This is a genomic window from Paenibacillus sp. 7523-1, assembly GCF_002276415.1.
In the GTDB taxonomy this organism is placed as follows: Bacteria; Bacillota; Bacilli; order Paenibacillales; family Paenibacillaceae; genus Paenibacillus; species Paenibacillus illinoisensis_A.
The window spans coordinates 239048-254017 of sequence record NZ_NPBR01000024.1 but is presented as its reverse complement, the minus strand read 5'-3'; the positions used below and the strand labels follow the sequence as shown (position 1 = coordinate 254017).

Sequence of the window (14970 nt, the reverse complement as noted above, 5' to 3'; positions counted from 1 at the left end):
GGGAAGGGGATCAGTCTATCCATATCTTGTAGAAATTGAGTGGCACAAGGAACTTTCATAAAATGCTTGGTAATGAATGAATACCTCTGCAAATAAACTTTTTGATTTGCAAAGGAATAAAATATGAATTTTTTGGCAATCTATCCTAAAATGGTCTATAAAGAAGGGGGTGCATGCTATGAAAGGACCAAGTCAAGTTGTAGACCAGATTGAACGGAACAGGCAAGAATTAAGTCGTTTGGCGGAGCATCATGGCATGCAAGACTACAAAGTCCTTCAACAATCGATGGTACTGGACGAATTGATTAATGAATATAACCGTTTTAAATATAGAAAACAACAATATATGAACAGACAACCGATTGCATAATGCAGTCGGTTTTTTAGTTTCAAGAAAGCGACGTAGCATTATTCCATCCACTGGTAAAGACATCTCGTCTTATTGAATTATTTTGTTCATAGAAATAGTCGACTGTAGAGCGATACAGTCGGCTTTTTTTGGTTTTCATTGAAGTGAGGGTGGTTTTATCTTGAAATTCCATACCAATCCCAGTGTTGGCAGGATAGCCAACCATCCTTGAAACTCGATATGATAAACGCCAACGATATCCAGTGTGGTTTTTGAAGGAGATTCTTGAATGACACAGTGGGAGGGATCGATTAAATGGACAAGGTACTAGGTTGTTCAAAAAGAAACATGAACCTGCGCACGAAGCTGCTGGTGTTGTTCGTGGTTCTCACTTTGCTTCCGCTAAGTTTACAGGGATTGGTCAACTATTACCATTTTTCACAGACAATTGATCGAAAAACCGAGCAGTTCACTATTGATATGATCCGGCAGATCAACACCAATCTGAATCGGCTGTTGAGGGATTTCGAGCGTATATCGCTCTTACCGCTCTATGATCAGACGGTGCTGAGTATTCTGGGAAAGTACAACGCCCCAATGGGGACTGCTACTTGGGCAAGGTCCGACGATTACTTGAAGATGAAGCTCTATACTTCGGGTCAGGCCTATGATCGTCCGGAAATTCGCGGCATTCACCTGATCTCGAACAGTGGCATCCTGTTCTCGAACCTGGATTCATTGGCGGTGAAGCCGGTATGGGACAGTAGACTGGATAATTGGTTTGCAGAGTTGAGTGGATCGGAGGGAGAGTGGCGATTGCTCCCTCCACATCATCCAAGCTACTACACAGACAAGGTTGAAGAAGCCTATATCTCTGTTGCCCGAGAGCTCCGTGATCCAGGCACGCTCAAACGGCTGGGATATATTCTGATTGATATCCGGCTGGACGCCTTTAGCCAGCTGCTATCCAATCTGAATTTTGAGGAAAATGCGAGTCTCATGATAGTGGACAGCAAGCAGCGGCTTGTGTTTGAGCGAACTTCACTTGGTGGAAGATCCACATACAATCAGCTTTTGCAGCTGGAGCAGCTTCAAGACTATGCAGGAAATCAAAAGGTGGAACTAGACGGGAGCTCCTATCTGTATGTACGGCATTACTCGAATTATTCCGGGTTATCAGTCATTAGTCTTACACCCATTTCTGTCATACAAAAGGAATCGGGTAAAATGCTTTCGTTTACTTTTGGGTTCGCTATTCTGTGCATGGCGGGCGTAGCCATTCTGGCGGCTCTTATATCCTATCGTGTAACAAGGCCGTTAATCAGCCTAAAGCAAAATATGATTCGGGTGGAGCAGGGTGACTTTACCCAGCGTGTGGCAAGTTTCGGCAGTGATGAATTCGGACAGATTGGCCGGGGGTTTAATCGAATGATGGAAGAGATTCACCGCTTGTTTAACGAGGTGTTTCTACTCAGTATTCGAGAACGGGAAGCAGAGCTGTCAGCACTGCAAAGTCAGATCCATCCTCACTTTATATACAATACGCTGGAGTCCATTAATATGATGGCCATCCGCAGGAAGCATACAGAAGTGTCCAACATGGTGACGGCCTTGGGCAAGCTGCTGCGTTACACCATTGATAAGGTGGATCGGATCGTACTCCTTCAGGAGGAATTAGCTTTTGTACAATCATATGTACGCATTCAACAGGTGCGTTATAACGGAAGGCTGCAGGTGATTTTTGAAGTTGAAGAAGAGGTCATGGATGGTTTGATTCCCAAGCTGATTTTGCAGCCACTCGTGGAGAACGCAGTATACCATGGAATTGAAGGGCAGGAGGATGGGGGAATGATTTGGATATCGGCCTTGAAGTTTGATCAAGAGCTGCTGCTTACCGTTCGAGATAATGGTAAAGGTCTAAGCCAAGAAGAGATTGACAAATGGAACGAGTCATTCTCCCAGCTTCCCTCAAGTGAATTCCTGCGTTGTAATGTTGGAGGTAATTTAGGGCTCACCAATATAGCACAACGGCTCCATCTTATTTATGGACAAGGCGCCAGTCTGAGCGTTGACGGAAGTCTCGGGCAGGGTTTGGCTGCCACAATTACTATACCGCTGCAGGAGAAAGGGGATAACGTGCATGTATAGAGTTTTGCTTGTAGAAGATGAGAGGGTCATCCGCGACGGGTTACGAGAGTTGATTATTCAGACAGCTCCTGAGTTTCGCGTTATTGGTGAGGCTTCTGGAGGAACTGAGGCTCTGGATTTTATGAAAAGTAATGTGCCTGATGTACTGATTACAGATATTCGCATGCGAGAAATGGATGGACTGACCCTGGTTTCCAAAGCTCGGGAAATGTACCCCGAACTGCTGATCATCGTCATCAGCGGCTATGGCGAGTTTGAGTATGCGCGTAGAGCGATGGAATATGGCGTACTGAATTACCTGCTGAAACCAGTGGAACTTCACGAGTGGGTTACCGCCATTCATAAAATTCAATTGCTGCTGAACCGCAGGTACGGCATTTCGTCCAGCCAGAAGGTAGATACAACGAAGGAAGCACAGTGTAACAGTGGAGATACCCGAAAGACGATTCGTGATGTAAAGGAATATATCAGGCTTCACCCGGATGGGGATCTGCGCCTGCAGACCATAGCAGCACTTGTTCATCTGAATCCAACCTACCTAAGCCAGCTCTTCAAAAATGAAACGGGGATAACCTTTTCTGAATACATCGCTGAGGTGCGCATGGAGCGGGCGAAGTGGCTATTGGTCAACACCCAACTGAAAATATATGACGTAGCGAGGTTGTCCGGACATCAGAGTCCCAAACACTTCATGCTGGTATTCAAACAGCAGGTGGGTTGGACGGCAGGGGAATATCGGAACCGATTCAGTACGGATGAGCAGCTATAGTAGGTGTCAAACAGCATAAGTCCTTGAAAAATCGTACCATTTCTATAGCTGGCGTGATTTAGAACAATTGATTCCTTCGCTATAATTTGGTTGCACGTGTACACCACTAAGCCACAAGGGGGATTTCCATGAAAAAAGCAGGATTGATGTTCATGCTCGTATTCATCATTGTTGCATTAATTGGCTGTGCAGGCTCCAATTCCGGTAGTGACCCTGAGAATACATCCGCAGGAGATGAAGAGGTTGAACTGAAGTTCATGATGTGGGGAAATCAGGCGCACATGGACGTTTATAACAAGTTGATTGATAGCTTCACACAGGAAAATCCGGGCATCAAGGTGACGATGGAATCCGTACCCTTTGCGGAATACCAGCAAAAAATATCTGTGCTTGCAGCTGGCAGCTCGCTACCGGATATCGCCTGGGTCTCCGAGCGGATGATTCCACAATTCAAATCCAATCACATTCTGGCAGACGTATCGGAATTCAAGGATGATGCAGAGTTCAAGCTGGGTGACTATATTCCAAGTACGCTGGATCTGTTTCGGGATGGTGAACAACTGCTTGGCTTGCCGTTCTCCACGCCTCCGGTCGTCATGTTCTACAACAAATCGCTATTCGACCAGGCTGGCCTTACGGATCCCAACACGCTCGCCGCTCAAGGGCAATGGACGTGGGAGCGATTTGAAGAGACAGCGAAGACGATTGCCAGCAAGGAAGCAACAAACCGAATTTACGGTGCCAACTTTTTTCGCGATTGGAAGACTTGGGCTGTTCTTTCCTCCTATTCCTGGTCCAATGGCAGCGGGCCTTTTGATGAGAGCATGATGAAATTTACCTGGAATGATCCTTATGGTGTGCAAACCTTGGAATTGCTTGAACGGATGATGTTTACCGATGAGTCGCACCCGAAGGCAGGTGAGCAGGTCAGCTTCGATGCTGGTAATGTGGGAATGTTTTTCGACAACTACAGCTACGTGTCCAAAGCAAGAGAGATTATGGACTTCGAATGGAGTATTGCCCCGATGCCTTCAGGATCTCAGGGCAGTGTGCCCATGCTGGGTCAGGCGGGATATGCCATGTTTAATGACAGTAAACATCCCGAAGAAGCAAAGAAACTGCTGAAGTTTTTTGCTAGTGAACAGGGAATTCAAGCCACGGCAACTTACTTTGTTCCTCCGCGTACCTCAGTGCTGAATTCCGATGTTTTCATTAATCAGCCGAATAATCCTAGCAAGGAACATATTGTTCAGGCAGTAATTGATGAAATGCCGAAAGCACGCTTGATTCCGGGCCACATTCGCTGGCAAGACATCGACAATGCAGTATTGCAGGGTTTCGATCGATTATTTGCCCGTTTAGCCACACCTCAGGATAATCTGAAGCAGATGCAGGAAGAGATTCAAGGTCTGCTGCAATAATAAATAATGGCATATTTAAAGGAGGTAACGGTATGGGGCAATTGGAAGAAGCGCTGAACGGACAACGCATGTTGCTTGTAGTCAGCCTGCCCGCTAACGATGCAGCACTGGCCCGGGCAGCCATTGAAGAAGGGGCAGACGCACTAAAAGTACATTGCAATGTCGGACACCGCGCCAGTGGAAATCACTTTGGTCCGCTGGATGAATACATTGAAAACTTCCGTGATATCCGATCCCAATTTAACGGTCCGCTTGGAGTGGTCCCGTCGGGTACCATTGATGGGATTCAACGGGAAGATGTGATAAGGCTTTCCGGTTTGGGTTTTGATTTCTATTCCATATATGCTCACCATTTACCATCCTTCATGCTGGGTGAGCTCGGTCTGGATAAAACTTTCGCGATCAATGAACACTACGACCCTTCCTTGGTTAAGGAGGCTCAACATTATGGTTTTACCGCGTTGGAAGCATCGATTGTCCCTGGAGAAGAGTATGGGACATCGCTAAGCTTCTCAGATGTCCTCCGGTATCGCCGGTTAGTGATGCAAGCAGAGCTTCCGGTGTTGGTCCCTTCCCAGAGGAGACTGGTACAGGAGGATGTGCGGGTGCTGCACGATACCGGGGTTAAGGCGATTATGCTTGGGGCAGTCGTAACAGGTAAAACGGAGGAGCAACTGCGAAAAGTCGTTAACGGGTTTCGCAATGCCATGGACAAACTGAAGTAGAAGGAAGACGGATGAGATGAGGAGGGCCAGCGTTGACCAATTCACGCAAATATTCAGGAAGAGGACCGCTTGCAAGAGAGGCCCAGATTGCAGGATGGCTATTCGTATCTCCGATGGTTCTTGGTTTTACTCTGCTGCTGCTCTTTCCAATGGGCCTCGCGTTATACATGAGCTTGACCGATTGGCCATTGCTCGGAGACCATCACTTTATTGGGCTGAATAACTACCGCGAGATCATGGTAGATAAGATGTTTTGGAAGGTACTGGGAAACACCGTATATTTCACAGCTGGACTTGTTCCGCTGAATATCGTGCTGGCGTTGCTACTCGCTTTGCTGCTATCCAAAAGTCTGCGTGGCATCGGGATATTCCGTACAGCTATCTTCGTTCCGGTCATGACTTCACTTATTGTATGGGCAATTGTATGGAAGCTTATGTATGCGACAGAGTCGGGACTGATCAATCAGCTTCTGTTGATGATAGGCATCAAAGGACCGGCCTGGCTCTACAATCAGGATCTGGCGATGCCCGCGGTGATTGTGACCAGTGTGCTAAAAAATGTTGGCCTAAATATGGTACTATTCATAGCCGCAATTCAGCAGGTACCCAGATCACTGTACGAAGCGGCCAAACTGGATGGTGCAGGTAGGCAGAAAACCTTTTTTCATGTGACGCTTCCAATGATTACACCTACGGTATTTTTGACCGTGGTTATGACGGTCATTGGATCGCTCAAAGTGTTTGGGCAGATTTATGTGATGACACAGGGAGGTCCAAGCAATAGCACCAAGGTGTTAGTCTATTACATCTGGGAAAAGGCTTTTAAACTGTTTCAATTCGGTTATGCTTCCGCATTGGCGTATGTGCTATTTTTTATCGTAATGATTCTGACGCTGCTGCAATGGCAGCTACGAAAGAGGTGGGTTTTCAATGAAAGCGATGCCTAAGCCATCTGTTCATACAGCAGGAGGGGCAGTTGGTACGTATTTATTGCTGACATTGATCTCACTGATCATGATTGTGCCCTTTATTTGGATGATATCAACATCGTTCAAGGAGCCTCAGAGTATATTTACGTATCCACCGCAGTGGATACCGGAAACGTTCCGATTTCAGAATTACATCGATGTCTTTCGATTAATTCCATTCCATCGTTTTTATTTGAATAGTGCGTATATTGCTGTTTTGGTTGTCCTGGGCACGGTATTCTTCGCCTCTCTTGCGGGATATGCTTTCGCTAAAATTCCATTCAAGGGCCGCAATGTGGTATTCCTTGTGTTACTAAGTGCCATGATGATTCCTCATGAGGTGACAGCAATCCCCATGTTTTTGTTTATGCGGCAGCTGGGCTGGATTGATACACATCTCCCGCTGATTTTACTTCCAATCTTCGGGGCAGGTGGTGTATTCGGAATCTTTGTGATGCGACAGTTTTTTATTACGGTCCCAACTGAACTGGAGGAAGCGGCGATGATTGATGGCTGCAGCAGGTTCCGGATATATGCGCGCATAATGCTGCCGATTGCCAAACCTGGTATGGCGACGCTGACGATCTTTACCTTTGTCACCATTTGGAATGAGTTTTTTGATCCGTTAATTTTCATTAATTCACGCGAGTTAATGACGCTACCGCTAGGCTTGTCCCTGTTTACGGATGAAGTGGGTACAGCCTGGCAATATTTGATGAGTGCTACGGTTATGGCGACTATGCCATTGCTGATTGTCTTTTTCATAGCTCAACGGCGATTCATTGAGGGTGTTGCGATGACAGGACTCAAAGAATAGTCAGCTAAACAAGGAGAGGAGGAGTAGGATGAACGACCAAAGGAGCATGAAGATAGAACAAGCGGATGTTGTCATTGTGGGTGGAGGCCCTGCTGGCATTGCGGCGGCAATTGCTGCCGGACGACACGGCGTGCGTACGGTGTTGGTAGAAAGGTATGGGTTTGTTGGTGGGATGTCGACCGCAGCTATGGTCTATCCTTGGATGACATTTCACACAGAGAGCGGCGAGCAGGTAATTAGAGGTATCGCTCAGGAGATCGTTGACCGATTGAAGGAGCGAGGGGGATCTCCAGGACATCTCCGCGATACAGTAGGATTTGTGCATAGTGTTACACCATACCACCCGGCCATTTATCAGGTGGTTGCTGCGGATATGCTGCAAGAGGCAGGTGTTCGGCTGTTGTTACACAGCTTCGTGGATGAAGTGGTTGCTCTGGAAAACCGGGTGGAAGCGGTTAGATTAACAAACAAATCGGGCCGAATGGAGCTTAGAGCAAAAGTATTTGTCGATACCAGTGGCGATGCAGATGCAGCTTATCTAGCTGGCGCTGCTATCGCAAAGGGACGTGATGGAGATCAACGGTCCCAGCCTATGACCATGAAATTTCGAATGCGTGGCGTAAACCTTGAGCGAGTAAAGCAGTATATTCTGGAGCACCCAGAAGATTTCTACGCCAAAACACCTGTTGCAGAGCTGGATCGTATTCCGTTAACCGGGGTGAGTGGTTTTTATTCGCAATGGCAGAAGTCAGGGATTCCGATTAACCGTGATCAGGTATTGTTTTTTACCGGGCCTGCTGAGGATGAAGTGTTGATTAACTGTACCAGGGTCCAGGGACTGGATGCTACCAATGCGGAGGATCTGACTTCTGCTGAGCAGGAAGGCAGGAAGCAGGTACTCATGATCGCTGAATTCTTGCAGCACGATGTTCCCGGATTTGAGCGGGCTTCGATTTCTGCAGTTGCTCCCCAGATTGGCATACGTGAATCGAGACGGATTATTGGACATTATTCTTTGACGAGGGAAGACGTAGTTACGGGGCGAAAGTTTGACGATGTTATCGCCAGAAGTGGTTATCCCATTGATATACATGATCCTTCAGGTCAAGGCGTAACGGCTGCATTTATTGAAGGAGATGGAGCATACGATATTCCATACCGCTGCCTGATCTCCAGCAATATCCGAAACCTGCTGGCAGCAGGACGCTGCATCTCTACCACGCATGAGGCCCATGCTACAACAAGGTTGACTCCCAGTTGCATGGCTACGGGGGAGGCAGCCGGAACATCAGCTGCATTGGCAGTGCAAATGCAGCTTGATCCACTGTCACTCCCTGTTGCGTTGCTGCAGAAAGAATTACGGCAAAATGGAGTGGCAATTTGAAATCGGAAACAATACGCAAATAATAAAGAGTCCAGCTAGACACAGAGATGTGTTTAGCTGGACTCTTATGTGCATACACAATGCCTTTCGATAGATCTAACCGAATCAATTCATTCTTGCCTCAAGGCGCCGGGCCACGATGGAAAGGGTGTAATTGATAACAAAATACAAGACCGCTGCGAGCAGGAGCGCCGGGATAACGTAATCGAAGCTCTGACCGCCCAGGATCTGCACGTTGTGCATCAGCTCCGGCAAGGAGATGATAATGGCCAGGGACGTATCCTTCAGCAGGGAGATGAACTGACTGACCATCGGCGGTGACATGCGGCGCAGTGCCTGAGGCATAATGATGCTGCCCAGGGTCTGCATATAGCTGAGACCGGAGGAACGGGCGGCTTCCACCTGTCCGCGCTCAACCGATTTGAGACCGCTACGAACGATTTCGGCGATCATGGCGCCTTCGAACAGGCTAAGCCCAACGACGGTGGACCAGAAGACGGACATCTTAATCCCCAGCTGGGGCAGGACAATATGAATGAAGAAGATGATCAGCAGCAGCGGCAGGTTTCGAATTGTATCCACAATAACCGCAATGATCTGTGACAGGACCGGAATACGGGTATACCGGACGGTACCCAGCACGGTGCCGAGAACAAAGCTGAAGACGATTGACAGTCCTGCCACCTGCAAGGTGATCAGGAATCCATGCAGCAGGAAACGAAGGTTGGGCCAGGCATAAGCCCCGCTAAAGTCCATAGTACATCGACCTCCTTCTGTGAGTAATGCTTAGGCTGAATAGTGGTATGGCTAAATCACATGGTAACCTGCCCGGCCGGCTTGTTTTTCTTCGGCTTGCCCTTGCGGCCTCGTGCTTCGGCGTCGCTCTGTCCAAACCTGCGCTCCATATAATGAACCAGAAAACTGAGCGGCAGCGTCAGTACCAGGTAGAAAAGTGCAACAATGGTATACACGCTCAGTGGCTGGAACGTATCCGAATTGACCAGATCGGCAAAATACATCAGGTCCATGCCAGCAACAACGGCAAGAATGGAGGAGTTTTTGACCAGGTTGATAAATTGATTGCCGATGGATGGAAGCACAATCTTGATTGCCTGCGGCAAAATAATCAGGTTCATGGCCTGTACGTAGGACAAACCTGAAGATCTAGCGGCCTCCAGCTGTCCCCGGGGGACGGTCTGAATGCCTGCCCGGATGGCTTCTGCAATAAAAGCTGCTGTGTAGATGGTAAGACCTAGCGTACCAGAGACAAACCCGTCCAGTGAAATGCCAAGGGCGGGCAGTCCAAGGTAAAAGAAGAACACGACCAGCAGAAGCGGAATATTTCGAATGAATTCCACAAAAGCCGTACCGATCCAATTGAGCGGCTTGATGGGGGATATCCGAAAGATTGCCATGATTGCTCCAAGGATAAAACTGCCGATCAAAGCCATGATGCTTACTTGAATCGTATTGAGGAATCCCTCCAGGAAACGATCGGAATGCTTGAACAATACATCAAAATCCAATTTGCCCATGTAGGCGAAGCCTCCGTTCTCCAGATGTGAAGCGGCGACTCATGCTATACGGGTGGTTTAGTCCCTACAGATGAAAACCGCCGCTCGTTCATCGTTAATCGAGGTTACTCGGGCTTGGTGCCAAGCCATTTTTCATGTAACGTATCGTATTCACCACTGTCTTTCATGCTCTTGAGCAGGTTGTTTACTTCTTCTACAAAAGCAGAGTCGCCTTTGCGGATGGCCATTCCATATGGCTCGCTTGTGAAGTTGCCACCAACCAGCTTGTAGTTGTTGTCCGTTTGCTGCATGCCGATCAGGATGATATTGTCCGTCGTCAGTGCCTCACCTTTGCCTGCTTTGAGCGCAGTGAAGGCATCCTGATAGTTGTCGAACTCCAGTACTTCGGCATCCGGTGCTTTTTCACGAATATTCTGTGCAGAGGTTGAACCTTTAACTGCGAGCACCTTCACACCTCCAAGGCTCTCCAGTCCGGTGATGGCACTATCATTTTTTACAAGAAGGGACTGTCCTGCCTCGAAGTAAACGTCACTGAAATCCACCTGCTCCTTCCGCTCGTCTGTGATCGTCATAGTAGCGATGATGATATCGATGTCACCGTTCTGGAGCATGGGAATCCGGGTTTTGGATGTGACCTCTTTCAGCTCAACCTTGGTCTCGTCTCCAAGGATCTGTTTGGCAAGTGCCTTGGCGATATCAATATCGAATCCTTCGACCTCACCGCTTGCCGGGTCCTTCAAGCCAAAGAGCTTCGTATCATATTTGACCCCGGCAATCAGCTTGCCGCGCTCCTTAATCTGTTCAATGGTTCCTTTGGCTGCAGTATTATCATCACCGCCACCACCACCGCTGCCGGTAGATTCCTCTCCTGTACTACAGCCGGCCAATGCCAGCGAGAGAACCAAAACAAGGACAAACGACGGCCACTTCAGCAAATTCTTCATGAGTAAAGACCCCTTTCAAAATGGAATATCCTATCATTCTCAATGATGAATTAGACGACTTAGGAACTGCTGTGCCCGCTCTTCCCGCGGGTTATCGAAAAATTCTGTGGCAGAAGCCTCTTCCACGATCCGTCCTTCGTCCATGAAAATGACACGGTCTGCCACTTCACGGGCGAAGCCCATTTCATGGGTAACGACAACCATGGTCATGCCGTTATGTGCGAGAGAGCGCATGACATCCAGTACTTCCCCGATCATTTCGGGGTCGAGCGCCGAGGTGGGCTCGTCAAAGAGCATGATTTTGGGCTCCATGGCGAGTCCTCGCGCGATAGCGACCCGCTGCTGCTGTCCACCGGACAACTGGGAGGGATAGCTGTCAGCCTTGTCGGCAATGCCAACACGGGTTAAATATTTCATTGCCGTAGCAGCTGCCTCAGCTTTGGGCTGTTTGCGTACCTTTACTGGGGCAAGTGTAATGTTATCGATGACTTTTTTGTGAGGATAGAGATTGAAGTGTTGAAATACCATGCCAATGTCGCGACGGAAGAGGTTGATGTCCACCTTTTTCTGATGTAAAGGGACACCGCTGACGACGAGTTCGCCTTCCGAAATGGTCTCCAGACGGTTGATGCAGCGGAGCAGTGTACTTTTGCCAGAGCCGGAAGGGCCAATAATGACAACGACCTCTCCTTCTTCAATGTGAAGATGAATATCTTTGAGGACATGAAAATGACCAAAGTGCTTCTGCACACCCCTAAATTCAATCAAGAGTAACCCATCCTTTCTGCAACGTTGGTTTGGAAAAGGAATAATAAGGAATAAATTGAAACTAGTTATTTAATCATACATAGTCATCCTTCTTCTGGCAATTGGTTTGTAATAAAACATGACATAAGTATGAGGTTTAATAGGGCTGTAGACCAAAAATGCGTCATGTATTTGTTAAGTTGGTAAGTTGTTTGTGACGAATCCTGACAGAAAAATGAATCGAATCTCCTAGAGTTTTTACAACCTTTGGAATAGATGTATAGAGTATACTGATGTTGATACCTATCCTATGTCCAGGGTAACGGAACAAATAACCTCAAATTCTAACGCTACATGGCAAAAAAACACAACCTTGGTCCAGATCCCGTTGATATGATGGGTGATAATACTCATTCCTGAAAGCGATGCTATGTCGATCACAGTCCAATCCCAATACAGAGAAGAGAGGATGTTCTGAACGATGAATACATACTACTCCCCATTACGTACAGGAGAAGGTATCCAAGCTGATACGAAAGCCTATGAGGTTGCTCTACCTGACATTCCTGCTCGGGATTTCCGCATCACGGACTACGGAGCAAAAGGAGACGGCGTGACGGACAACACGGAGGTGTTCAGGCTTGCTATAGCTGCGTGTGCTGAAGCCGGTGGCGGACGAATTGTTATTCCCGCAGGAGTCTGGCTGACAGGTCCGATTGTGCTTCGCAGTCGCATTGAGCTGCACACAGAGGCGGGAGCATTGGTAACGTTCAGTCGCGAGTTTGATCATTATCCTCTGATTGCTTCGAGCTTCGAGGGGTGGCAGGTGGTAAGATGCCAATCTCCAATTGACGGAGAATCGTTGGAGGATATCGCGATTACAGGTGAGGGGATATGGGATGGCAGCGGAGAAGCATGGCGTCCAGTCAAACGGTCCAAGATGACCGCTTCACAATGGAGTCAATTGGTTGATTCCGGTGGTGTTGTAGAGCATTCGGGTGAAAATGAAGAAATCTGGTGGCCTTCGGCCTCAGCCCTCGAAGGTGGCGCCATTGCCAACCGGCTTCATATGGAACAGGAGCGCGAACTGTCCGCTTATGAGGGAGCTAGAGACTTTTTACGTCCGAACATGGTCAGTTTGCGTCGGTGCAAGCGGGTGCTGTTGGATGGTCCAACATTCCAGAACTCACCTGCATGGAACCTGCATCCGTGGGCATCGGAGCATGTTACCATACGTAACGTGAGTGTACGAAATCCGTGGTTTTCTCAAAATGGTGATGGGCTGGATATTGAGTCATGCCGTCATGTCGTCGTGGAGCACAGTGTGTTCGATGTGGGGGATGATGCCATCTGCCTGAAATCCGGCAAGGACGCTGAGGGCCGAGAGCTAGGTTTGCCATCTGAATATATTACAATTCGGGACTGCACCGTATATCATGGTCATGGCGGATTCGTTATTGGCAGTGAGATGTCGGGTGGCGTACGGCATGTGCGGGTATCGGATTGTACGTTTATTGGGACGGATATTGGACTAAGGTTCAAAAGCGCCCGCGGGCGCGGTGGAGTTGTTGAGGATATTGAAATTCAACGTATCTATATGAAAGATATCATCATGGAAGCCATCTCGTTTTCCTTTTTCTATGCGAATATGGAGGGATCAGCCCGCGGCAGCGATCTGTTTCAGGACATTAGTGAAGAGACCCCGGTGTTCCGCGATATTCGAATATCGGATGTTATCTGTGCAGGTGCAGAGATGGCTTTATTCGTAAGCGGACTGCCCGAAATGCCTCTGGACGGTGTAGTAATCGAAGGATATGACGTCACTGCTCGAAGCGGTATACAGTGTGCTCATGCGAAGCACTTGAGAATTGCCAATCTGAGAGCCCGGATTTCCGAAGGATCATTGATCCATTTACACCAGTGCAAGGGTGCTGAAATAGAGGGCATACAGGGGAAGGGAGCTGACGGCCGGCTTCTGATTGTAACAGGACACGAGTCTGCCGGAATTGTATGCCGGGAGGACGATGCAGATGAGGAAGGACGCCAGATTTCTATGGGCCCTGAGGTAAGAAGCGGTGTGCTCATCCGCAGATAAGAGTCCTTGATACGAAAGAATGGCAAGTCGTTCGTTATTTCACATTCAGCCGCAGTGGTGTAGCATGTGTCTCCAGATATCATCCTGATTTTTGTGATATAGAGACACATCTATCTTGGTAGGGCTACCCACTCGGCTTCTATCTTCAACTTTCCAAGATTCCCCGTACTAGCGATGCTCTTTTCGATAGCGCAAAGGGGTGGTTCCGGTCACCTGTTTGAATGTTTTGTTGAAATGAGCCGTGTGCTCAAACCCGACCTTCTCCGCGATCAACTGCACCCGCTCCTGGGTGGACAATAGGCGCCGCTGCGCTTCCCGCACCCGTACAACCCGTAAATATTCACTGAAACGAAAACCGGTAAACCGACTGAACATCCGGCTCAGATAGGATGGACTGATATAGAAACGGGCTGCCGCATCCTCCAGGGTAAGCGGTTCGTTGTAATGTCTGTTCACGTAAGCGGCAATCTCGCCGATTTTGTCCTGCATCGGGTGAATCGGGCCGGGTGACATCAGGCGGCTATTTTCTTCTACGCGATAGATATGGATCAGAAGCTGAGCGAGCAGGCTTCGGACAACCATCTCATAGTGAGGGCGACGCTCCTTGCATTCGCGCAGCATCTGCCATAGCATGCGTTCCATCTCTTGCTGCTCTGATTCGGGGAAGTGAAGCAGCCTGGATCGTTCGAAAGGGAGCAGACCGCACACGCCAAGTTCCATCCCGGTGGCAAACGAAGGAGAGAAACCAATAAGTATTCGTTCGAATCCGGGCCTGTTTCCTCTGGACGTTGTATGCACATCATGTGGATTAATGAGGATCAGATCACCTTTGCTGGCGGTCAGGAGCTGGCCGTTCATGGAATACACCCGTTCTCCTTCAAGCAGGTAATACAGCTCGTAAAATGGATGAGCGTGAGGCTGCGGCATGGCATTGCCTTCATGTCTGCGCATGTATTCAATGGTGAATGAATTTTCCCCAATGCGATATTTGGGTCCGATTCGATCCTCAATCATACTCATGATCAGGCTCCCTTCTACTTCGTCTGATTTACGTTTATATCCATATCA

14 protein-coding genes are annotated in these 14970 nt (G+C 48.3%); 9 read left to right on the top strand and 5 right to left on the bottom strand.

What is annotated here, in order from left to right; all coding sequences use genetic code 11:
* Window positions 1-178: 178 nt before the first annotated feature.
* From CHH60_RS24705 to CHH60_RS24670, 8 genes are all read left to right on the top strand, one after another.
* Complete coding sequence (locus CHH60_RS24705; RefSeq protein ID WP_095361627.1) at window positions 179-370, top strand: aspartyl-phosphate phosphatase Spo0E family protein; 192 nt, start codon at window positions 179-181, stop codon at window positions 368-370.
* Between the two features lie 294 nt (window positions 371-664).
* Window positions 665-2497, top strand: coding sequence for a cache domain-containing sensor histidine kinase (locus tag CHH60_RS24700; RefSeq protein ID WP_095361626.1), 1833 nt, complete (start codon window positions 665-667; stop codon window positions 2495-2497).
* Window positions 2490-3266 (top strand): response regulator transcription factor, encoded by a 777-nt coding sequence (locus tag CHH60_RS24695; RefSeq protein ID WP_095361625.1) that lies wholly within the window; start codon window positions 2490-2492, stop codon window positions 3264-3266. Before CHH60_RS24700 ends, CHH60_RS24695 begins: the two co-directional genes overlap by 8 nt.
* A gap of 128 nt (window positions 3267-3394) precedes the next feature.
* A complete protein-coding gene (locus tag CHH60_RS24690) occupies window positions 3395-4687 on the top strand; it encodes an ABC transporter substrate-binding protein (RefSeq protein ID WP_095361624.1) in 1293 nt (430 codons plus the stop codon).
* 32 nt (window positions 4688-4719) lie between these two features.
* Entirely contained in the window at window positions 4720-5412 is a 693-nt protein-coding gene (locus tag CHH60_RS24685) for a hypothetical protein (protein ID WP_095361623.1), read from the top strand.
* A 113-nt stretch (window positions 5413-5525) separates the two neighbouring features.
* Entirely contained in the window at window positions 5526-6359 is an 834-nt protein-coding gene (locus CHH60_RS24680; RefSeq protein WP_441339412.1) for a carbohydrate ABC transporter permease, read from the top strand.
* Complete coding sequence (locus tag CHH60_RS24675; protein ID WP_390586184.1) at window positions 6352-7197, top strand: carbohydrate ABC transporter permease; 846 nt, start codon at window positions 6352-6354, stop codon at window positions 7195-7197. Before CHH60_RS24680 ends, CHH60_RS24675 begins: the two co-directional genes overlap by 8 nt.
* A gap of 28 nt (window positions 7198-7225) precedes the next feature.
* Entirely contained in the window at window positions 7226-8581 is a 1356-nt protein-coding gene (locus tag CHH60_RS24670; RefSeq protein WP_095361620.1) for an FAD-dependent oxidoreductase, read from the top strand.
* A gap of 105 nt (window positions 8582-8686) precedes the next feature.
* Here CHH60_RS24670 and CHH60_RS24665 read toward each other — a convergent pair whose 3' ends face one another.
* The 4 genes from CHH60_RS24665 to CHH60_RS24650 form a co-directional block, all read right to left on the bottom strand.
* Window positions 8687-9337, bottom strand: a complete 651-nt coding sequence (locus CHH60_RS24665) for an amino acid ABC transporter permease (protein ID WP_095361619.1) — start codon at window positions 9335-9337, stop codon at window positions 8687-8689.
* Window positions 9338-9393: 56 nt separating this feature from the next.
* Window positions 9394-10116, bottom strand: coding sequence for an amino acid ABC transporter permease (locus CHH60_RS24660; protein WP_095361618.1), 723 nt, complete (start codon window positions 10114-10116; stop codon window positions 9394-9396).
* 104 nt (window positions 10117-10220) lie between these two features.
* Complete coding sequence (locus CHH60_RS24655; protein ID WP_095361617.1) at window positions 10221-11060, bottom strand: ABC transporter substrate-binding protein; 840 nt, start codon at window positions 11058-11060, stop codon at window positions 10221-10223.
* A 39-nt stretch (window positions 11061-11099) separates the two neighbouring features.
* A complete protein-coding gene (locus tag CHH60_RS24650; protein ID WP_095361616.1) occupies window positions 11100-11828 on the bottom strand; it encodes an amino acid ABC transporter ATP-binding protein in 729 nt (242 codons plus the stop codon).
* A 460-nt stretch (window positions 11829-12288) separates the two neighbouring features.
* Here CHH60_RS24650 and CHH60_RS24645 point away from each other — a divergent pair, with 460 nt between their 5' ends.
* Window positions 12289-13902, top strand: a complete 1614-nt coding sequence (locus tag CHH60_RS24645) for a glycoside hydrolase family 28 protein (RefSeq protein ID WP_095361615.1) — start codon at window positions 12289-12291, stop codon at window positions 13900-13902.
* 168 nt (window positions 13903-14070) lie between these two features.
* On the opposite strand, the gene CHH60_RS24640 is transcribed toward CHH60_RS24645, so the two are convergent.
* The gene (locus tag CHH60_RS24640; protein WP_095361614.1) at window positions 14071-14922 is read right to left on the bottom strand and encodes a helix-turn-helix transcriptional regulator; all 852 of its coding nucleotides are present in this window, start codon (window positions 14920-14922) and stop codon (window positions 14071-14073) included.
* Window positions 14923-14970: the final 48 nt, after the last annotated feature.